Source organism: Chitinophaga sp. SYP-B3965 (assembly GCF_009647655.1).
Lineage (GTDB): Bacteria > Bacteroidota > Bacteroidia > Chitinophagales > Chitinophagaceae > Chitinophaga.
Genome location: NZ_WJFD01000001.1, coordinates 2,728,590 through 2,749,608, shown reverse-complemented (window position 1 = coordinate 2,749,608; position 21,019 = coordinate 2,728,590). Strand labels below are relative to the sequence as shown.

Annotated in this window: 23 protein-coding genes; 9 read left to right on the top strand and 14 right to left on the bottom strand. The window is 44.2% G+C overall.

All coding sequences use genetic code 11. From position 1 onward, the window contains the following. Positions 1-2 precede the first annotated feature (2 nt). The 9 genes from GFS24_RS10785 to GFS24_RS10745 all read left to right on the top strand — a co-directional run bounded on the left by GFS24_RS10785 (position 3) and on the right by GFS24_RS10745 (position 9,793). The gene (locus GFS24_RS10785; RefSeq protein WP_153659569.1) at positions 3-1,283 is read left to right on the top strand and encodes a prolipoprotein diacylglyceryl transferase; all 1,281 of its coding nucleotides are present in this window, start codon (positions 3-5) and stop codon (positions 1,281-1,283) included. Positions 1,284-1,291: 8 nt separating this feature from the next. Beyond that, positions 1,292-1,723 (top strand): hemerythrin domain-containing protein, encoded by a 432-nt coding sequence (locus GFS24_RS10780; protein ID WP_153659568.1) that lies wholly within the window; start codon positions 1,292-1,294, stop codon positions 1,721-1,723. Between the two features lie 24 nt (positions 1,724-1,747). Further along, positions 1,748-2,740 (top strand): DUF2167 domain-containing protein, encoded by a 993-nt coding sequence (locus GFS24_RS10775; protein WP_153659567.1) that lies wholly within the window; start codon positions 1,748-1,750, stop codon positions 2,738-2,740. Positions 2,741-3,114: 374 nt separating this feature from the next. Further along, a complete protein-coding gene (locus GFS24_RS10770; protein ID WP_173003042.1) occupies positions 3,115-5,526 on the top strand; it encodes a TonB-dependent receptor in 2,412 nt (803 codons plus the stop codon). Positions 5,527-5,702: 176 nt separating this feature from the next. After that, the gene (locus GFS24_RS10765) at positions 5,703-6,263 is read left to right on the top strand and encodes an RNA polymerase sigma factor (protein ID WP_153659565.1); all 561 of its coding nucleotides are present in this window, start codon (positions 5,703-5,705) and stop codon (positions 6,261-6,263) included. A 2-nt stretch (positions 6,264-6,265) separates the two neighbouring features. Then, positions 6,266-6,793 carry a hypothetical protein gene (locus tag GFS24_RS10760; protein ID WP_153659564.1) on the top strand — a complete coding sequence of 176 codons (528 nt, stop codon included), beginning with the start codon at positions 6,266-6,268 and terminating at the stop codon, positions 6,791-6,793. A gap of 13 nt (positions 6,794-6,806) precedes the next feature. After that, positions 6,807-7,862 carry a hypothetical protein gene (locus GFS24_RS10755; RefSeq protein ID WP_173003041.1) on the top strand — a complete coding sequence of 352 codons (1,056 nt, stop codon included), beginning with the start codon at positions 6,807-6,809 and terminating at the stop codon, positions 7,860-7,862. A gap of 27 nt (positions 7,863-7,889) precedes the next feature. After that, a complete protein-coding gene (locus GFS24_RS10750) occupies positions 7,890-8,606 on the top strand; it encodes a head GIN domain-containing protein (RefSeq protein WP_153659562.1) in 717 nt (238 codons plus the stop codon). Between the two features lie 38 nt (positions 8,607-8,644). Further along, positions 8,645-9,793 carry a C1 family peptidase gene (locus tag GFS24_RS10745; RefSeq protein WP_153659561.1) on the top strand — a complete coding sequence of 383 codons (1,149 nt, stop codon included), beginning with the start codon at positions 8,645-8,647 and terminating at the stop codon, positions 9,791-9,793. Between the two features lie 44 nt (positions 9,794-9,837). Here the strand turns inward: GFS24_RS10745 and GFS24_RS10740 are convergent, their stop codons facing one another. The 14 genes from GFS24_RS10740 to GFS24_RS10675 form a co-directional block, all read right to left on the bottom strand. Beyond that, positions 9,838-10,098: a helix-turn-helix domain-containing protein gene (locus tag GFS24_RS10740; RefSeq protein WP_173003040.1), complete on the bottom strand. Its 261-nt coding sequence runs from the start codon at positions 10,096-10,098 to the stop codon at positions 9,838-9,840. Positions 10,099-10,240: 142 nt separating this feature from the next. After that, a complete protein-coding gene (locus tag GFS24_RS10735; RefSeq protein ID WP_153659559.1) occupies positions 10,241-10,465 on the bottom strand; it encodes a helix-turn-helix domain-containing protein in 225 nt (74 codons plus the stop codon). A 175-nt stretch (positions 10,466-10,640) separates the two neighbouring features. Next, positions 10,641-10,913 (bottom strand): acylphosphatase, encoded by a 273-nt coding sequence (locus tag GFS24_RS10730; protein WP_153659558.1) that lies wholly within the window; start codon positions 10,911-10,913, stop codon positions 10,641-10,643. 29 nt (positions 10,914-10,942) lie between these two features. Beyond that, positions 10,943-11,260, bottom strand: a complete 318-nt coding sequence (locus GFS24_RS10725; protein WP_153659557.1) for a hypothetical protein — start codon at positions 11,258-11,260, stop codon at positions 10,943-10,945. A gap of 335 nt (positions 11,261-11,595) precedes the next feature. After that, positions 11,596-12,207, bottom strand: coding sequence for a 2'-5' RNA ligase family protein (locus GFS24_RS10720; protein ID WP_153659556.1), 612 nt, complete (start codon positions 12,205-12,207; stop codon positions 11,596-11,598). 193 nt (positions 12,208-12,400) lie between these two features. Continuing rightward, positions 12,401-13,159 carry a triose-phosphate isomerase gene (gene tpiA / locus GFS24_RS10715; protein WP_153659555.1) on the bottom strand — a complete coding sequence of 253 codons (759 nt, stop codon included), beginning with the start codon at positions 13,157-13,159 and terminating at the stop codon, positions 12,401-12,403. A 50-nt stretch (positions 13,160-13,209) separates the two neighbouring features. Then, positions 13,210-14,376, bottom strand: coding sequence for a putative sugar nucleotidyl transferase (locus GFS24_RS10710; RefSeq protein WP_153659554.1), 1,167 nt, complete (start codon positions 14,374-14,376; stop codon positions 13,210-13,212). A 68-nt stretch (positions 14,377-14,444) separates the two neighbouring features. Beyond that, positions 14,445-14,699, bottom strand: coding sequence for a type B 50S ribosomal protein L31 (locus GFS24_RS10705; protein WP_153659553.1), 255 nt, complete (start codon positions 14,697-14,699; stop codon positions 14,445-14,447). Positions 14,700-14,764: 65 nt separating this feature from the next. Next, positions 14,765-15,256: a YajQ family cyclic di-GMP-binding protein gene (locus tag GFS24_RS10700; protein ID WP_153659552.1), complete on the bottom strand. Its 492-nt coding sequence runs from the start codon at positions 15,254-15,256 to the stop codon at positions 14,765-14,767. A gap of 133 nt (positions 15,257-15,389) precedes the next feature. Continuing rightward, positions 15,390-17,987 (bottom strand): M56 family metallopeptidase, encoded by a 2,598-nt coding sequence (locus GFS24_RS10695; RefSeq protein WP_153659551.1) that lies wholly within the window; start codon positions 17,985-17,987, stop codon positions 15,390-15,392. A gap of 10 nt (positions 17,988-17,997) precedes the next feature. Then, positions 17,998-18,381, bottom strand: a complete 384-nt coding sequence (locus GFS24_RS10690; RefSeq protein ID WP_153659550.1) for a BlaI/MecI/CopY family transcriptional regulator — start codon at positions 18,379-18,381, stop codon at positions 17,998-18,000. Positions 18,382-18,462: 81 nt separating this feature from the next. Continuing rightward, the gene (locus tag GFS24_RS10685; protein WP_153659549.1) at positions 18,463-19,356 is read right to left on the bottom strand and encodes a sterol desaturase family protein; all 894 of its coding nucleotides are present in this window, start codon (positions 19,354-19,356) and stop codon (positions 18,463-18,465) included. A 127-nt stretch (positions 19,357-19,483) separates the two neighbouring features. Beyond that, complete coding sequence (locus tag GFS24_RS10680; protein WP_153659548.1) at positions 19,484-20,107, bottom strand: hypothetical protein; 624 nt, start codon at positions 20,105-20,107, stop codon at positions 19,484-19,486. Positions 20,108-20,125: 18 nt separating this feature from the next. Beyond that, entirely contained in the window at positions 20,126-20,998 is an 873-nt protein-coding gene (locus GFS24_RS10675; RefSeq protein ID WP_153659547.1) for a DUF4249 domain-containing protein, read from the bottom strand. Positions 20,999-21,019: the final 21 nt, after the last annotated feature.

Below are 21,019 nucleotides of genomic sequence, written 5' to 3'. Positions count from 1 at the left end.
CTATGTATCCGAATTTATATTACGCATTTAAGGATCTCTTTGGGATCGAAATACCAGCATTAAAGGTTTTACAGACGTTCGGCTTCTTTGTAGCTATTGCATTTTTAGCTGCTGCGTATGTATTAACTGCTGAATTGCGCCGCAGGGAAAAACTGGGATTATTAGGCCCGGTGGAAGAAACAGTGATCACCGGCCAACAGGCTTCTGTTACAGACCTCTTGGTTAGTGCTATTATTGGTTTTATCCTCGGCTTTAAATTATTGGGCCTTTTCGGCAACACCACTGAATTCCGTGATTACCTGTTATCGGGGCAGGGAAGTATGATAGGTGGGGTGCTCGGGGCAGCAGCAATGGCTTTCTGGAAATACTATTCCAAAAAGAAAACAGCAAAGGATAAACCTACAGAAGAAAAAGTAAAGGTATGGCCGCATCAGCGGGTGCCAGATTTTACGATCATGGCTGCAGTAGCCGGTCTGATAGGCGCCAAGGTTTTCCATAACCTGGAGAACTGGGGTGAATTCGTAAAAGATCCATGGGGTTCCATATTTTCCGCCAGTGGGCTTACCTTTTATGGTGGCCTGATCGTAGCGGCTTATGTGATCATCCGTTATGCCAATAAAAAGCAGATCCACTGGAAACATATGGTAGATAGCGCTGGGCCTGCTTTAATGCTGGCTTATGCAGTTGGCCGGATGGGCTGCCAGTTTTCCGGAGACGGAGATTGGGGTATTAATAATAGTGCTTACGGCACCAACCCAACCGGTAAAGTTGAAAAGATCACTACTGCGCAATACCAGGAAATATTGCATAGGGACTCGGCTTACTTCGTTCGCCAGTTTGGTAGTTTGGAAAATGTTCCGCACCGGAACTTTGAGAAGCCGGCATCATTGAGTTTTTTACCAGATTTCTTTTTCGCCTACAGTTATCCGCATAATGTGGTGAACGATGGCATTCAGCTGCAAGGCTGTAATGGAGAGTACTGCAGTGCATTACCTGTTGGCGTATATCCAACCCCGTTATATGAGATCCTGGTTTGCGGATTGTTCTTTATTATATTAATAGCCATTCGTAATAAAGTAACCACGCCTGGCGTGATCTTCGGGATCTACCTGATCATGAATGGGGCAGAACGGTTCTTTGTTGAAAAAATAAGAGTAAACACGAAGTACGATATATTTGGATTTCATCCTACACAGGCTGAGATCATTGCAAGCCTGCTGGTAATTGGTGGTGCTATCCTTATATGGTATGCCCGTAAAACAAATCCGGCAAAAACAGCGTAGTAAAAGATATGCAGCGTCACCCAAATCTGGTACCATTATCACATGAGCACAAACGCCTGCTTTTTGTTTGCAGGTATCTAAAGATCAATGCCGCACCCTATGAAGGCTTCCCCCTGGAAACACAGGCCAAGCTGGAGTATATGGTAAAAATATTTCAGGAAGTGATGGTGCCGCATATTCAGAAAGAAGATTACCTGTTTGAACTATGCCGCGGTTACCATGCAGATATAGATATTATGCTGGACGAGCTGCTGGAAGAACACCGGACCATTTCAGGTATGTACAGCGCGTTAGTAGATAGTGTGGATGTAGTAAAAGATATGGATGCACTGGCTTGCAGCCTTGAGGAACATATCAGGAAAGAGGAGAGGGTGGTGTTTGAGAAATTACAGGAGTTGCTGCCGGAAGTAATTGGGCAGATCAACTTCGATAACCAGTAGTTTATTCCTAAAACCTATACCTAAATGAAATCATTGTCTCTGATGGCCCTCCTGATGGGCTTTATCTTTATGGCTAAGGCACAAAAGCTGGATACCAGCAGCCTGAAGGCTGATGAACTGGTTGCTGAAGAAGAAGACCTTTCTCCGGCAGCACTAAAACAGTACTCCGATTCTATTAATGCTTCCTTTACTTACAAAACAGGTAAAATTGAATTGGGCGACGGTGCCGTATTAAATGTGCCAAAAGGTTTCCGTTACCTGGACCCGGCCCAAAGTCACCGTTTGCTGGAAGAAGTATGGGGAAACCCTCCTGGTTCTGAAACTTTAGGCATGCTGCTCCCGGATAGTCTTGGTCCGGCTGATCCTACCTGTTATGCATTTGATATCGCTTTTGAAAAAATGGGATATGTAAAGGATGAAGATGCAGATAAGATCGATTATGATGAACTGCTTAAGGATCTGCAGAAAGAAACGAAAGAAAGAAATCCGGATCGCCTAAAACAAGGGTACCCGGCTATTGAATTTGTTGGCTGGGCAGCTAAACCTTATTATGATAAGGCCAATAAAACATTACACTGGGCGCGGGAATTAGAATTCGGCGGTTCTCCTGAACATACACTCAATTACAATGTAAGGATACTGGGAAGGAAAGGAGTATTGTCCCTGAATGCTATTGGTGATATGACCCACCTGGGTGTGATCAAACAAAATATTCCGGCAATCCTGCAAAGCGCCACTTTCAGTGAAGGGCACGCTTATGCTGATTTTGATTCCAATGCCGATGAAATAGCAGCCGTTACGATAGGCGGGCTTGTAGCGGGCAAGGTATTGGCCAAAGTAGGCTTCTTTGCTATCATCCTTAAATTCGGTAAGGTGATCGTATTCGGATTGATCGGTGCCGGTGCAGCTGTATGGAAATTCATTACCGGCCGCAGAAGAAGGAAAGAAGAAGAGGAGGCCGTTCCGGAAGAAGCCCCCATAGCAGAAATTAATGAGCCGGAGCAACCTGCATCCTGATAAGGTATATATTATTATATAATGGCGCGGAGGTGTATCCTCCGCGCCATTTTTCGTTTAACCCCTCTTATTCCCGTTAATCCCTCTTTCCCGGAAATCCTGTAACAAACTAATTTGACAAGCGTCTTTGTTTTATGCAAGCCTGCCCCATTCAATTCATCAGTTTTTACCAATCGTCACCAAATAACGACCATTTGTGTAAAGTTAAGTACTATACTAAGCATAATACCTACCTTTACACTGTTCTTGTTAAAGGAAGGAACTGTATGAATCATAAAATCGTCTAAATCGTTATAACCTAACATCATCCGCCTTATATGAAAGCAATTAGTAAATTATTGACCCTGAGCATGTTACTCATAAGTAGTAGCTACATGGCTCAAGCCCAGTCCTCCAATGGGCATAGTAATGAAAAAGGAAAGATCAATGGGATCGTAACCCGTACAGACAGTAAACCGGTTGAATTTGCAACCGTAACACTCCTCAAAGCCAAAGATTCTACCCTGGTTAAGGGTGCCATTGCAGACGTAACAGGGAAATATGAATTTGAAGGGATCAGGGAGGGGAAGTACCTGATAGCTGCTGTAAACATGGGAATGAAAAAGAGTTTCAGTGCTCAGTTCACCGTGAATGGCAGTCCTGTTAAAGTACCTGCTCTTGTTTTGGGAGAAGATTCCCGCAATCTGAAAGAAGTGAATGTAACCGGCAAGCGCCCGTTCATTGAGCAAAAAGCAGATAAAATGGTAGTGAATGTGGAAAACAGCATCGTAGCTGCTGGTGGCACTGCCATGGAAGTATTACAACAATCACCCGGAGTACAAGTTGACAAAGACGATAATATATCCATGCGTGGCAAGAACGGTGTGATCATTATGATCGACGGTAAACCCACGAACATGTCTCCCCAGGATGTTGCCCAGCTGCTAAAAAATATGCCCAGTTCTAACGTAGACCAGATAGAACTGATTGCCAATCCTTCCGCCAAATACGATGCAGCTGGCAACGCCGGGATCATCAACATCAAACTGAAAAAGAACCAGAATTTTGGGACCAATGGCTCCGTTAATATCGGCGGAGCCCAGGGGAAATTGCCAAAATTGAATGGGGGCCTCAATTTGAACCATCGTAATAAAAATATCAACCTGTATGGTTCCTATAACTATAACTACAACAGGCAATTTGAGAACCTGGATATTTTAAGGGATAACATAGAAAGCAAAGGCCGGATGGTTTTTGACCAGAACACCTATATGGATAAAACTTCCCATTATCATGGTGGCAAAGCCGGGATAGATTATTTCATCAATAAGAACCATACCATTGGTTTTATGGTGAACCTCGGCAAAAGCGACTGGAAAGGGATCAGTGAATCAACTACCTGGATAGGGAATGGGGAGAATATAGACTCCAGCCTGAAAACCCGTGGTATCAATACTTCCAATTGGAACCGCCAGTCTTATAATGTGAACTATAAAGGAAAACTGGATAGCGCCGGCAGAGAGATCAATATTGACCTGGATTATTCCCGCAACAATGAAGACCAGGAGAACAATCTGTATTCTTCCTTCAGGGACGCCAGTGGCAAGATCCATTTCCGCGGAGATACCACCCGCAGTTTGCAGCCTTCCACTATCAATATAAAAACCATCAAGATCGATTATACGCATCCCCTGAAAAAAGATGCGAAGATCGAAGCCGGGATAAAACTCAGCTTTGTGGATTCCGATAATGATTCCCGCTTTGATACGCTGAAGGGATCTAACTGGGAGTATGATATCAATCGTTCTAATCACTTCCTGTACAAAGAAAATGTAAATGCCGCTTACCTGAACTATAGCAAACAATTTAAGAAATTCGGTATCCAGGCTGGTTTACGTGCGGAACAAACACATGTAAAGGGTAATTCTTTAACCCTGAACCAGATCAATGATACCACTTACCTGAACTTTTTCCCAAGTGTGTTCCTGAGCTATAATGCCAATAAGAATCACCAATGGGGATTATCTTATAGCCGCAGGCTGCAACGCCCCAGCTATGATGACCTGAATCCATTTGAGTTCTACCTGGACCGTTATACGAAAGGCGGCGGTAATCCAAATCTTCGCCCGCAGTATTCCAGCAACTTTGACCTCACACATACTTTCAAATCATTCCTGACCACGGCTATCGGTTACAGCCATACTACGGATATGCTTTCCCGGATACTGGAACCAGGTGTGGACCCTAAAACCGGCGACACAACGATCCTGGTGTATAAATACATGAACGTGGCCACGAAGGATAATGTGAACCTGAATATATCAGCGCCGTTCCCTATCACAAAATGGTGGAATTCCTTTACAACAGTATCTGTATTCTACAATGCTTTTGAAACGGTGGTGAATAAAGAGCAGATCAAACGTGCTTCCGGGGGCTTCTTTGGTCAGACGCAGCACACTTTCACGTTGGGTAAAGGGATTTCTTCAGAGTTATCTTTTTTCTACACTTCTCCCCAGATATCCCAGGAAGGGCTATTCAGAATGAATGCGATGTATGCTTTCAACGGTGGTATATCCAAACAGGTACTGAAAAAGAAGGGTACAATTCGTTTCAACGTAAACGATATATTCAATACACAACGTTTTAGTGGTACGTATAACACCACTAACCGGGCTGTGAGTTTGGCGAATCGCTGGGATAGCCGCCAATTCCGCGCCTCCTTCTCCTATAGGTTTGGTAATTCCAATGTAAAAGAGGCCCGTAACCGTAAAACCGGCCTTGAGGATGAACTGAACCGGGTGAAGTAGTACAAATGAGTACCTAATCATGTTTTAGGTATATAAGGATGGAAGGAACGCGGCCTCTTGCAGGTCGCGTTCTGTTTTTTATAAGCTTAATCACTTGATTTTCATACTTGTTAATCGTAAATTGAAATAAAAGTAAACCCTATATGCAACCATAACCCTTAGCCACCGTCTTTAATATGAGTATATCATCTAGCAATTTGGAAAGAACGCCTGTAACAGATCAAATCGTGGTGCGTTGCCGCAAGGGCGACGTTCGGGCTTTCCATGAATTGTATGAGGCTTATTCCAAAGCGATGTACAATATCTGCTTAAGGATGACGGGGCATGCCAGTGATGCGGAAGATGTGTTGCAGGAAGCTTTTATACAGGTCTTTAAAAACCTGGACAAACTGACTTCAGACAGCAGCCTCACCGCCTGGATCAAAAGGATCGTGGTGAATCATTGCCTGAGTTATCTGCGAAAGAAGAAAGTATATTTTGAAGAAGTAGGAGAGTCTGATACGGCAGAAGAAACAGCAGTGGATGAAACACATTATGCGATGACCGTATCCGCTGTAAAAGATGCGATAGGACAATTACCGGATGGTTACCGGACAGTATTGAACCTTTATATTTTTGAAGAGTATTCTCACCGGGAGATAGCAGGTATGCTGGGGATCTCGGAATCTACCGCCAAAACACAGTTTATGCGGGCGAAAGAGAAAGTGAGACAACTCGTAAAACTTAAAACAACGTGAGTATGAAACTGGAGGATTTTATAAAGCAGCACAGAGATTCCTTTGAGGAGGAGGGACCGGGGCCAGGCCTTTGGGCCCGTCTTGAAAAAGAGCTGCCTGTCCGCCAAAAAACATCCGTGGTGCGAATGATGGCAAAACACTGGTGGAAGGCTGCCATCCTTATTGCACTAATTGCCAATGCTGGTTTACTGGTGAAATATGCAAATACCAAACAGGACGTAGCAGTGGTGATCCCTGAAATGGAAGAAATGGAACTTTATTATACATCCAAAATTGAGCAGAAGCTGGATGAGCTGAAAGCCATACCAGCGGATCAGTTAGGGCTGGACAGCACTACCCGCGCTGAACTGGAATTACGTAATGAAACATATCTGCTGCTGGAAAAGGAATTGACAGAAAATCCCGGGAATGAAAGGATCCGCTCTGCCATGGTAAGGTATTACCAAATGAAACTGGACCTATTGGATAAGATCCTTTCTGAACAGGAAAAACATACTAGCTCACCTTCAACTAAAAAAGATGTTCTCTAAATCTACTCTTGTATTGTTTTTGCTCTTACCGTTTGCCGCATTCGCTGCAAAGGGAGATGAAGAGCATAAGATCCGTCTCACTAAAGAAATAAAACTTAACCCCCAAGCGCGGGTAACCATTGCCAATAAATATGGAAAGATCGTTGTTAATACCTGGGATAAAATGGAATGTAAAGCGGAGATAGAGATCACCGGCTTTGGTAATTCAGAAGAGCAGGCCCGTAAAATGGCTGAGATGGTGGAGATCAATATTGGCGCCGCTTCGCCGGATAATGTAAAAATAGAAACGAGGTATAGCCCATCCGGAAAAAAATGGTTCAATCTGGGCAAAAAGGATTCAAAAGATCATGTGCAGGTGAACTATGTATTATATGTGCCACGTAACCTGGAAGGCCTTTCACTGAATAATAGTTTTGGCGATATCCTTGCCCGGGAACTTCCTTTCTATACAGATATTTCCATCAACTACGGCTTCTTTGATATTGGCAAATCTGATAAAGGGCTAAAGGTGAATATGAATTATACAGATAAGGCCCGTATCGGTAAAGCGGATGCGCTGATCGTGAATGCAAACTATTCTTCCCTGCGGGCAGAGGATGTGGAAAACATGAAACTTAATTCAAACTACAGCAGCTATGTATTTAATAAGATCGATAACCTGATCATCGATTGTAATTATGATGATTATAAGATTGATGAGAGCATTACGCTTAAATATTCTTCTAATTACTCGGATATAAAGCTGAACGGTTTGAAGACTGCCGGGGATTTCAGGATCACTTATTCAGATGTACTGATCCGCCATTTATCTAATTCCTTTGACGCTATCAACATCAGTTCAACGAATTCAGATGTTAAGATCGGCCTAAGTTTCAAAACAGCTTTCAGGGTGATCGCTAACCTGCAATACGGTGACTTCCAGGCCAAGGGCTTTGAATGGAAGAACTTCAATAACATCAAAAAGAACAATAGTCTCTCCTTGTCCGCCATAACAGCCAATGGTACAGATGCTTCTCCGGTCATTAAAATTAATGGATCGTACAGCGATGTAAAATTGGCAGGAGAATAATCTAAAACCTAAAAAAATCTAAAGCACATGAAATCCTTTCTCGTCCTATTTTTCCTTTCCCTCAGCCTGGCTGTGAGTGCCCAGTCCCAGGAAACCATTTCCGGTAACGGGAAGATCAAAAAAGAAAAACGAAATGCCAGTGGCTCGTTTGATGAAATACAGGTTTCCGGCCGTTACAAAGTATTGTTCAGGCAGGGGAGTACCACTTCAATTGAAGTGGAGGCAGATGAAAATCTGTTACCCTATATTGAAACAAATGTAGATGGAGCTGAACTGCAGGTGCATTCAAAGAAAGGGTATAACGTAAAGCCTACGGCCACGATCGTTGTTTACATCACATTGCCCAAGCTGTCCTCCCTGCAATCAAGCGGCTCTTCCAGTTTTTCCGGAGAGGGGTCTTTGAAAGGAGATAAGCTGGAAATATCACTGAGTGGCAAAGCGGATGTAGACCTTTCCCTTAATTATTCTGGCCTCGAACTGGCTGTTTCAGGTTCCGGGATGGTGAAATTAGCCGGTAGTGTTACAAAAGTGGAAGTAAATATTTCCGGTAGCGGAGAATTTGTGGCCCCTGACATGAAATCCCAGAACATGGAGATAAATATTTCCGGTAATGGTAATGCCCATGTGAATGTAGAAAAGAAACTGGAGATCGCTATTTCAGGTAATGGGAAAGTGAAATATAAAGGATCTGCTATCACGGAACAGGCTGTTGCCGGAAATGGCAGGGTAGAGCACGAAAACTAATCGGGTTTCGTATATTTGGGATCAAATATATGCCGCTTATGAGATTTGAGATGACGTTGCTGCTCAGCCTGGCAATTGGTTTCCAGGCTGCTGCGCAGGAAAGCCCTGTTAGTATTCAAAGTACTGATAACAATGGTTTCTCCATCCTGAAGAATAATGCCGCCACTGCGGTGAAAGATCAGGGAAACACCGGCACCTGCTGGTGTTTTGCCACTATATCGCTGATTGAAAGCGAATGTTTGCGTACAGGCGCTGAAAAGCCTGATATTTCTGAAATGTATACGGTTAGGAATACTTATTTGTACAAAGCACGTAACTATGTGCTGCGGCAGGGGGATTCCCGTTTTGGACAAGGTGGCCTGGGGCATGATGTTTTGAACGCTGCCGGCAAATATGGACTGATGCCTGAATCTGCCTTTAGCGGATTGAAAGAAGGGGAGAAGCGCTTTAACCACAATGATATGGAGAAAGCGTTAAAGACCTATCTGGACAGCATTCTGAAAACACGCCCTGTTCCCAACAATTGGGAAGTACGTTATGCTGCTATCCTGGACGAATACATGGGGCAAACACCACCTGCTACTTTTGACTACAAAGGCAAAACATATACGCCGGAGAAGTATGCAAAAGAGGTGGTGAAGTTTAACCCTGATGATTATGTTAGTCTTACTTCTTTCACACATCATCCCTTCTATAGTTCTTTTGTGCTGGAGGTGCCTGATAATCATGCTAACGGCAGTTTCTATAATGTAACGCTGGAAGAGCTGATAGGGGCTACCAAAGCAGCTGTGCAGGGCGGATATACTGTAATGTGGGATGCGGATGTAAGTAACAAGGGTTTTGTTTCAAAGTATGGTTATGCTTTTTCACCGGAGCATGATACGGTGCCTGACAAAACACATCCTGATCCGGATCTGGCAGAGGTTAATGTAACACCGGCCTATCGCCAGGGCCTGTTTGAGAACCTGGTTACGCAGGATGATCACCTTATGCATATTACCGGCATTGGTAAAAGCAAGAAAGGGAAACCTTTCTTTATTGTAAAGAATTCCTGGGGCACAACATCTTCTCCTTTTGGAGGATATGTATATGTTTCGGAGCCTTACTTTGCTGTAAATACCATTAATGTGATTGTGCCGAAAGCTTCGCTGGATAAAGCGTTGCTGAAGAAGTTGAAAATTAACTAGAACGATGTTTATGATATTAGAGCGAGGCGTAAGCCTCGCTTTTTTTATGCCTGGGGAGAGGGAGTGATTTTATTTATAACATAACCTGGAGGAAGGGTTAATTCTGATGCAATAACGCCTAATGCCTTTGCTATTTCATCCAGTGTTCCAAGTGAAATATTTGTGTCTGCATGTTCATATCGGGATAGATCCGCATGATCAATTTTCTCACAACGAGCTGCCAGTTCCCTCAGAGAATAGTCTTTCTCTCCTCGGATCCTCCGAAGATTTGCAGCGAATAAAAGTACAATTTTCAGTTTTTCCATAGACATTCATATTTTGTCGTAAGGTAGCATTTTAGTTAAATTGCCCAAGAGATCTTCTGGAAGATTAGCCAGCAGCTTTGTAGTTTTTTTATTAATAGAAATAATAAAAGCTAAATTGGAGAACCCAATAATTTCAAGTCTTTTATATCCTGGGAACCAGTAACTCCCATACAGCAATGTCCATTGCTTCGGCTAACTGCTGCAATGTTTGAAGCGTAATATTAATTGTGCCATTCTCCATGCGGGAAATGTCTGCATTATCAATATTGCAGCGGGAGGACAATTCCCGCTGGCTGAAACCTTTATCTTTTCGAATCCTGCGGAGATTTGTCCCGAATAAGATTAATATATCCGGGGCTGGAGGCATTAGTAGTCTATCTTAAGCATCTAAATTGGCTGAATTATTTCGATTAAGTGCTGGGTAGTAACCCCACCTCTTAATTTATTTTTTAGAGACATCTTGTAACGTAAGCTGGTAAAGGGTTGTGAGTGGGTAATAACACAGCTGTAGCAATGAAATAATTTAAAATATCCTGCACTTTTTATGTGTGCAGGATATCAAAATCTTTAAAGTATTGCAATGGACGGTCCGTTATATCAAGACTGGTCACTTTAGCACCAGAGGGGCCGTATCTGCACCAGTCAATAAATTCCTCTACAGCTTCGGGATTACCTTCTGCCGTTATCCATACATTGCCATCGGGAAGATTTTTAACAGCACCACGTATGCCCATTCTATCTGCTACTGATTTGGCGGTGGCCCTGAAGTAAACTCCCTGCACTTTTCCTATTACTACTATTTCTTTATGAATCATGTGCTGAGTGAATTATGATAGCAAAGCTATTAATAAATAATAAAGTTACCTGTTGTCCCGGCGGCAAACCTTTGCTGTAGCTGATCAAAGCCCTTTGCAAATGCGGTGCTGCCGCCGGGATAAAAAATAAAGAATTGAGATGCCTCTGTGTCTGAACCCTGCACTTCATGCACCTGTATATGTAAAGATGGATGAAAATAAAAATATTCAATAACTGAAGGGAAAACCGCTCTCCTCATGTGTTCCAGTTGAAAGCCTGCTTTCGTAAGAAGAGAAAATACAGCTTGTTCTTCAGTGTATTGCATTTTCCCATCCTGGTAGCATGGTTTAATTGAAACCCATTCCATGTATTTAAATTTACGGAGAAGAAGCATCATGGATGCAGGGCATTAAGCCAGCAGGGCATATTTCTATGCGCATAACTGATCATTATCATCATCTCCGATGAATAATCTCACGTCTAAGTATGCACTATACAAGCTGAAAAGAAGTACTGCTCTACCTGCGCTGTAACCGTGGGGTACAGCAGATGGAGAACAGGCTCTTATTACAGCTCATGCGGGCGCGTTAGGTATGTTTGGTAAATTTGTTGGGTCGTAAGTAGAGGAGGGGCCGGGAGACGAACGCCCGACCCGTTAGAGGGATATTGATACTGACTCTTGAAAGGCGGAAGAAGTATGTTTTATGCTCTTACTGCAAGGCGGCGTTCCACTGCCTGGGTATGTTGAAATAATGACTGATCTGCTGACTGATCTTTTCCAAACTGGAATTCACGTATTACTTCGTATCTGCCTCCCCGGGAAGGTTTCCTTAAAAGGCTGAAGCTGTGACAGTGAAAACTGCGTACGAACATCTTATTGGAAAAATAAGGCGCCAGCTGATTGAACTGTTGGGTGTTAATGGACCTGGCCAATGCAATGTGCGGTTTGTAAGAACTGGTTTTCAGCTCAAACGTGTGCAAGATCTTCTTGTGCAGGTCTTCTACCGGCTTTGGGTTAGCTACGTTCACATATAACGTGTGCCTTGACTCTTCCTGCCTGCAATGGTCGATCCTGGAAGTATACACGGTAAAAGCGGAGAGGTCCGTTGCCAGTGTTTCCAGCATCTGGATAAAATCCGCTTCATACCTGTCCGGGAATTCCGATCGGAATAAAGAGATATGTGCCTGTGTAAAAGCACCGTTGAAGGGCCCTAGTTCCTCCGCGATCAGGTGCTTGAACATACTCACATCCTGCACCGTTTGTGCATCAGGATGTATTACCAACATGTAGTCATATAATACTTCTTGTTCCATGTCATTACGATTGTGCAATCATCAATTTGATCGGATCTTAATCATTAACAGCAATAATGAATAATCCATCCTTTCTTTCACAACACGAATATACTAACATTTTTGGAAATACTAATAATTTTAGCAAAATATACTAAAAAAAATGGGCCTGCATCAAAGGTGTTATTACACTGATGCAGGCCCTGGTATTTTATTAAAAGCTTTGAACAATAGCTGTAAAGTCTGCTGCCACCAGCGATGCGCCGCCAATCAGGCCGCCATCCACATCAGGAGAAGCAAAGAGTTCTTTGGCATTGGAAGGTTTTGCGCTTCCGCCGTACAGGATAGAAATACCCAGGGCTGCCTCACGTCCAAATTGCTCTGCGATCTGTGACCTGATAAAAGCATGCATATCCTGTGCCTGTTGTGCGCTGGCTGTTAAGCCTGTGCCGATAGCCCAGATAGGTTCATAAGCGATCACAACATTTTTCAGTGCTGCTGCATCCAGGTGATAGAGGCTTTCCTGTAATTGCTGTGCCACATAGGTGTTCTGTGTTTCTGCTTTCCTTATTTCCAGGGGCTCTCCGCAGCAGAAGATAGGTTTGATACCATTTGCCAGGGCCAGGTCTATTTTCTTCGCCAGTTGTGCATTGCTTTCGGAGAAATACTCTCTGCGCTCAGAGTGGCCGATGATCACGAAATCCACTCCAATGGACTGTAACATCTCTGCAGATACTTCACCGGTATAAGCGCCGGATTTTTCGCTGTAGCAGTTTTGTGCGGCCAGGTAGATGCCGGGATAGTTCCGGATGAGTTGCTTTACTTTGATCAGGTAGGGGAAAGGTGGTGCTATCACCACTTCCTGGTCTTCTGATAATTTGATACCAGCTGCGATGATGTCATTCACCAGTTGTTCGCCTTGTGCGAGCGTAAGGTTCATTTTCCAGTTAGCTGCTACGATCTTCTTTCTCATATGAATTTATTATTTCGATTCAGGTAATTTGAAGCGCGAAAAATACACAATTACCCTTGAAATAAATGTGTTAATATTTGTTCATCCGCCGGCGTAAGTTCCTGCCCCTTTAACTGCATCCAGGAATCCGCATCACGGAGGGCTTCATTGAGCCGGTAACGCTCCTGGGTATCTGTGCCTCCCCAACTGAAAGAAGGCACGAATTTGGGCGGGAAATTGCCGCCAAATACATTGGAGGATACACCCACTACAGTTCCAGTATTGAACATCGTGTTTATACCACATCTGCTGTAATCTCCCATTAGCACACCGCATTTGTTGCCGGCAGACCAGGCTTCGTTCTTGGCTTCCATCCATACCCTTACTTCCCGGGCGTTGTTCTTCATGTTGGAACAGCAGGTATGTGCGCCAAGGTTACACCATTCACCTATCACGGCATCACCCAGGTAGCCATCATGACTTTTATTGGTATTGTCGAAGAACACGGTGTTCTTTACTTCGCCACCTACTACACAATGGTCACCAATAGATGTGGCGCCATAGATCCTGGTGCCCATCTTAAGCACGGAGTTTTCTCCGATACCAAAAGGGCCGCGGATCAGGCAGCCTTCCATGATCAATGCGTTTTTTCCTATGTAAATGGGACCGTTCACAGCATTCAGCACACTGCATTCTACAGATGCTCCCGGTTCTATGAAAATTTGTTCTGCGTTGAAAACCTGGTTGGTGGGGGAAATGGGGGCTGAAGTACGTCCTTTTGTAAGTAATTCAAAATCATCGCGGATGGCCCTGTCGTTATATTGTGTGATCTGCCATGGCTGATCAATACGCAGTACTTCGCCTTCAAAATCTATCCTGCTCTGGCTGGGCGGCATGAAGAAATCGTCCCCGCTCACAACTTTAACCAGTAATCGTCCATTTTTATATAATTCCTGGCCGGCTACCATTTTACGGATGGTCTTTAAAAGTGCGGCGGAGGGTAGGAGGTGACCGTTCACCAATACATTTACGGCATTTTTAGGGGCTTTGATCAGAGGATATTTTGCCTCCAGGTAATCCATCGTAATATAACTGATGGGGGAGGTTTGCAACCATCTTTCCCATTTCTCCCGGATGGTGAGCAAACCTGTTTTACAGGCCGCTACCGCGCGGGTATGCGTAAAGGGAAACAACTGGTCGCGCTCAGGCGTATCAAACAGGATGTAGTGCGGGTTCATAACCGGCTAAAATAAAGAAATCCCGCCGATATTAACCGGCGGGATCGTTAAAATATTTACAAAGAAGCTTATTTAGCGTCTTTCTTGTAACGTTTGTTGAACTTGTCGATACGACCAGCGGTATCCAACATTACATTCTTTCCTGTGTAGAAAGGATGTGAAGTATTGGAGATCTCAAGTTTGATCAACGGATACTCGTTGCCATCTTCCCATTTCACGGTTTCGCGAGAATTGGTGGTGGAACGGCTCAAAAAGCTTTCGCCATTTGACATATCTTTAAACACTACGAATCTATAATTTTCCGGATGAATTCCCTGTTTCATATCAAATAAGTTAATAAAATCAGAACGCAAAGGTAACTGATATATTTAAAATAGCAAAGAAAATTCTAGCTTTTCATATTTACATACTGTAAAGGTATACCCAGGTTGGCTTCCTTGGCTTTTTGTATAACTTCCTGTAAATCATCTATTTTCTTAGCTGTAACCCGTACAATATCGTCCATGATGGCGGCTTGCACCTTCAAACCGGCATCTTTGATCATTTTTACGATCTTCTTGGCGTCCTCCTGCTTGATCCCATTCCGCACCGGCACATCCTTTTTATACACTTTCCCGCTCTGGTAGGGCTCTTTGCTCAGGTCATAGATGGAAGCATCAAGGCCCTGGCGCATGGTTCTGCTGATCAATACTTCAATTACCTGTTCCAGCTTCATATCACTTTCCACTTCCAGTTTCAGGATCAATTCTTTTTTATCCAGCTCGATACTAACATGAGAACCCTTGAAGTCGTAACGGGTGGTTATTTCCTTCTTTACGGTATTGATAGCGTTATCCAGCGTTTGGTGGTCTACTTTGCTCACGATGTCGAAAGACGGCATAAACGGGTTTTTTAATGGTGAATAAACGAAGGGCAAATATAATAAAAAAAGCTGCTACCCATACAGGTAGCAGCTTTATGTTGATAGAATGGCGGCGAATTGGTTAGCATGGAAGGTTAAAGAGCCGGGCTTTTTAACGGTTATCCTGGGTATTCATATGAAAATTATCTTTACTTTTCTTTATAGTAACGTTCTTGTTTTTAAGATATTGTTCATATTTCTTATTTACTTCATCTGGTTGCTTTTTCCCATTGATATAAAGGTCATCTCCTTTCTTCTCGATTTCGAAGTCTTTTTCACGATCCAGCAGGTTATCCTTTTGCATACCATCGAGCATTTCATTTAAAGCTTTATGACGGGCTTCAGCTTCCCTGGCGCGTTTTTCGGAAGCCACCTGGCGTATTTCACCTGCTACTTTGCGTTGTTCTGAACGGATCCTGTCATTTTCTGCACGTTGTTCTGAACGGATCCTGTCATTCTGTGCAAGCTGTTCTGACTGAATACTTTTATTTCGCGCAACCTGTTCAGCCACTATCCGGTTATTTTGCCCGCGCTGTTCGGACTGTATCCTGGCATTCTCTGCACGTTGTTCAGTCTGTATCCTGTCGTTTTGTGCACGTTGTTCTGCATGAACGCGGGCAACTTCAGCCCGTTGCTCTGCTGTAACCCTTCTCGCATCTGCCTGTGCATGATAAGCTTCACGAAAAGCTTCTTTCTGAGTGACCTGCAGCTCCTCCATTTCCCTGGAATGATCTTCATCCCGGTTATAGGAGCCATCCCGGTTGTAATGGAAGTTCCTGGATGAATCAAAGTTCATCTTCATCTTTTCCATACTCTCCTTCATTTGCTTATCGATCTTCTCCCAGTCTACTTTTTTCAGGCTTTCCTGCATTTGTTTATTGACCTTTTCCCAATCAGCTTTATTAAAGTGGATCTTGATCTCATCTTTCAGTTTATTGAACTGGATCTCACTCATCTTATTATCCAACTTCATTTTCTTCAGACTCTCTTGCACATCCTTGTTCATCTTATCCCAGTTGATCTTTTTCATACTGGCTTCGATCTCTTTTCCCATTTTGCTCCAGTCTGTTTTCTTAACGGCTTCTTCTGCCGCTTTCATGGCTTTTTCGAACTCGGCTTTGTTGATCTTGAAATCCTTATTGTAACTGTTATAATTGAAATTCATCCTCTGCGGCTGCTTTTGCATGTCTGCATACTGTTGCTGCATACGGATGTAATTTTCTTCCATTTTCTTACGATCAGCTTCCGGCATTTCTGCGATGCTGTTATATTCTTTTTCCACGCCATCATCTCCTTTTACAATGATCTTCCTCGAGCGCGGGGTAGTGGTGTCAATATTCGCGAAATAAGCATTGTACGGAGCATAATAGACACTAACAGGCGCTGGTGTTGGAGGCATTGCCGACACATAATAACTCAAGGCTGGCGGTGCCATTGGAGCCATTGGAGCCATCGGTGTTAATGATTGAAAAGCAGGTGATGGAGCCGGAGCGGGTGCTGGTGCTGGTGTTGGTGGAGCATCCGGGGCCGGTACCGGAGACGGTGGTGTTACCGCCGGAGGTGTCGCTGGTGCTGGTACCGCTTTTACAGCAGGTAACGGAGCAGGCGTTGGTGGAGGAACGGGAATGGTATCAGAGGCCATTCCAATAAAGGTTGACTTCTTCTCTTTCTTTTCTGATCTGTTTCCCGGATTTAACCAGGCAATAGATACCAGGCCTACCACAATAATGAGCAGGGCAAGTACACGTTGGCTATAGTTAAGGTTTTTAGTTTTCATTTCCATGATGCGTTTGATGCGGTGAAGTAAATGATGTTTATCATCCGCTGCGGCCATGGCCATGGGGTTTGCTGTTAAACGGTATTCTTCCAGCGCAACCAGCGCTTTTGCATAATGTAGCGGTTGTACGGTTCCGGCAATTACCAGATCGTCACAACAATGCTCCCTTTCCAGGCGGATGTTTTTGGAGATCCACCAAACAAACGGGTTAAAGAAAAGGATGGTTTCTACAATTGACTGGAAGATATTCAACAGGTAATCATTGCGTTTAATGTGCGCCAGTTCATGAAGGAGGATCGTCTCCAATTGTTCCGGGCTAAGATTACTGACCATGGCTGCCGGAAGCAGAATGACCGGTTTAAGGAAACCGATCATGACCGGAACCTGTAAATGCTGAGAAATGAACAGTTGTACCTTACGGGTAACGCCCATGCTAACAGCCAGTTTTAACAGATGTTCATCCCAGGTTACGCCCATTGCGGAGATGCCTTCCTGCCGCATCTGGCGCAGTTGTGCCAGATCCAGGCACAATTTGATGGTCATAAGGGTAACACCTATGATATAAACAGCTACGAGGAAGGGGAAGTACGATTCCATTCCAGGAAGCATTGCCTGCAGCCCGTTGCTTTGCTTCGGGAGTTGCTCCATCGCTGCAGCAATGGTAGCAGTATCCCAGGTCATTGCCATTTCCTGTATCTTCTGAACTTCTTTGATGGCGTTTAACTGGTTGTAAAAGGTAACCAGGAACCATCCTGCAATCCCGGCCAGGGAAAGGAAGGACAAATGATACTTGATAGCGGCGCTGGCCATGGGCCATATCCGTAGTACGATCCGGAGACAGGCATATACGAAAAATGCTTGCCAGAAGGAGTGCAGGAGCGTCCAGCCGAATGCACGGATAATGTCTGTGGTAAAAGGAAGCAACGAGTTCATGGCAAAAGTTTTATTTCTGCTTTTTTTCCATTTCGTTAAGGTATTGACGGATCTGATCCAGTTCTTCCTGTGAAGAACGATGGTGGCCGAGCGCCTGCATCACCAATTGTGTAGCGGAACCATTATACACGGTATCGATCATCTTATTTAATAACTGTTGCTGCGTGCGCTCACGGGAAACATTGGCTTCATATATATGCGTCTTGGCACTTGCATCCCTGGTGAGGATCCCTTTTTCATGCATGATCTGCATGAGCTTGAGGGTAGTGGTATAACCGGCCTCTTTACTTTGTTCCAGGATCTCATGTACTTCTCTGACAGTACTGGCCCCACGCTCCCAAAGGATCCCAAGGATCTCCAATTCACTTTCCGTCGGTTTTATATGCTTGTTCATATCGGTTATTTGTGTTGTACGAATATCTTCGTAATCAAATGTACGATACTTTTCGTAATTACAAAATACCCCCCATAATATTTATATGGATGGCGATGGGGAAGGAGGAGTGGAAGCAGCATCAGCCTTTAGCTGGCTGGTGGTTTTCTTACTACCGTCATGGCTCCAGCCCGGCGGTGCAAATAAATAATGCCAGGCATCACGCCAGGTACGCGCTTTACGAAGGTCTTTACCTATCTCTGCCCATTCATGGGTGGCTATCTTTAAAGGATTATAGGTTTGAATATTACGGGTAAGCCCAAATACCGGCCTTTCCTGTTCCGGCTGGAAGGTACCAAACATCCGGTCCCATATGATCAGTACGCCTGCATGGTTCTTGTCCAGGTACTTCAGGTCTGAGGCATGGTGTACTCTATGATGGGAAGGGGTATTAAAGATGAATTCAATGGGGCGGGGCAGTTTATGGATGGCTTCCGTATGGATCCAGAACTGGTAGATCAGGCTGATGGCCTGCATGGTCATTACCATAGCGGGATGAAAACCCAGGAATGGCATCCAGAGCCAGAAAGCAAAGGTGCCGGTCAGGTTGCCGGTCCAGTTTTGGCGCAGCGCAGTAGAGAGGTTATACTTTTGGGAAGAATGATGTACTACATGCGATGCCCAGAAGAAGCGGATATTATGACTGAGCCGGTGGAACCAATAATAGGAGAGATCATCTGCAAAGAAACATAAAACCCATACCCACCAAAGGCTGGCATCGAGGGTGAAGATCCTGAACTGGTAAATGAGTGTATAGATGAGGTAGATAACACCTTTGGTAAGTAAACCAATGAAAACATTCCCGAGCCCCATGGCAATGCTACTTGCTGCATCTTTGGTTTCATACAGGCCCCGTTTGTCCCAGGCCGAAAAGATCACTTCTGCCGTGAGCAGTAACACAAACCCGGGAATGGCATAATGGATCAGGTCAGGCATGAGGATCAATTACAGATTGTCAATTACGAAAACGAATGAAATGTATATTCTTTCTACCAAAAGTTACCAATTTTTTGCCTAATTGTAACTCCTCATTCGTAATTCGTAACTGACAATCCATAATTAATTAAAACCGTCCTGCCTTGATGGTAAAGTGGGCAGCAGGGCCGCTCAGTTTGTCATCCGTAATACCCTGGGTGCTGGATCCACTCACGAAACGGTAAGAGCCGCCGATAGCTACACGCAGGTAGGAGGTGATGTTCATTTCAAAATTCACTTGTGGTTCCGCAACGAAAAAGCCGCTGTAATCCAGGTTGTCGCTATCCTCATCAAAACCTTTATAACGTTCGTTCTTCATCACGCCGCCACCACCGATGAGGGCGCTTACGGCAGCATGGAAGAGTTTATTGGATTTGAAGGTATACTCTGGTACAAATCCAGTGTACCACATGTTCCAGTATAAGGTAGGATCTGCTGCATTGGTACGGGCTGCTTCAATATTATTCACCAGGGCATATGCACCTGCTCCCAGCATCAGTTTGCTGTTCAGCATCACGCCGGCATAACCGCCCATCAGGATGCCCAGTTGGTCATCAAATGTGGTGAACTTGATGGTAGGTGCACCAAAGCCGCCTACCCTGATCTTGCCTTTTCCTCCACCTGCCAGTGATTCTATCTTACTATCCTGTGCAAAGCTCAATTGCGCTGCCAGCATGGTGATAAGTACTAAAACTATTTTCGTTGTTTTCATACAAATGGAATTTTATATTTAACGAATTACTCTTTCCTTAAACTTTACGGCTGAGGTACCGAACCAGCCGAGTACCCTGGTTTCGCTGGAAGCGTTTGTATTTTTGATATTGCTCTTTACATTCTCCAGGATCTTTGCGAAGAGACCACCATTGTTCAGCTGTGATTCCACATGGGTGAGGAAGGTATGGCTGCTTTTGGTGAGGGAAGCGAGGCGTACGATCACCGTTTCATTCAGCTGAAAAGGTTTATCCCAATCGGTGATGCTTTCACTAATGGGAACGATGAAAATAGCACTGTCTGATACATATTCCTGGTAAGAACCGTCTACTGCAAATGCATCTCCCACACGATTTTCCTTTGTGTTACGGTAACTCCTCACCCAGTAATAATCAGATGCGCCTGCCAGGTCGCGGCCCCAGAAACGTGCATAATATCCTTCTTCATTGCTTGCTGAATTTTCTTCTGTTTTGAATTCGTAGGAGATGGAATCTATCTCCGGCACTCTTTTAATGGTGTCGATGGCTTCAAACACTTCTGTTTTCAGTTCTATCCTCAGTTTGTAAGCATGATTCAATACACCGATGCTTTTATCTAAACCCGGATCGTGACTATACACGCCATTGGCAAAGGTGAATGGATAAGTCTTGTTGTCTGTGAGGTCTGTTAATACCACTACTGCATCACTGATAGCCGGAGCAGCGCCTGTAGCAGTGTAGGGAACAGATTCCGTGATGCGGATGCTCTGTTTACCTGCTTCATTGGTGATCCATGCATCTACTACAGCGAATGTTTTCCCGTTGGGAATATCCAGGTCTATCACGTCTTCACACGAAGTGAAGCCTGCTGCTGCTGTTACCAGGATGGCGAATATGTTGATGATCCTTTTCATATTATTAAATGCTTTGCGAAT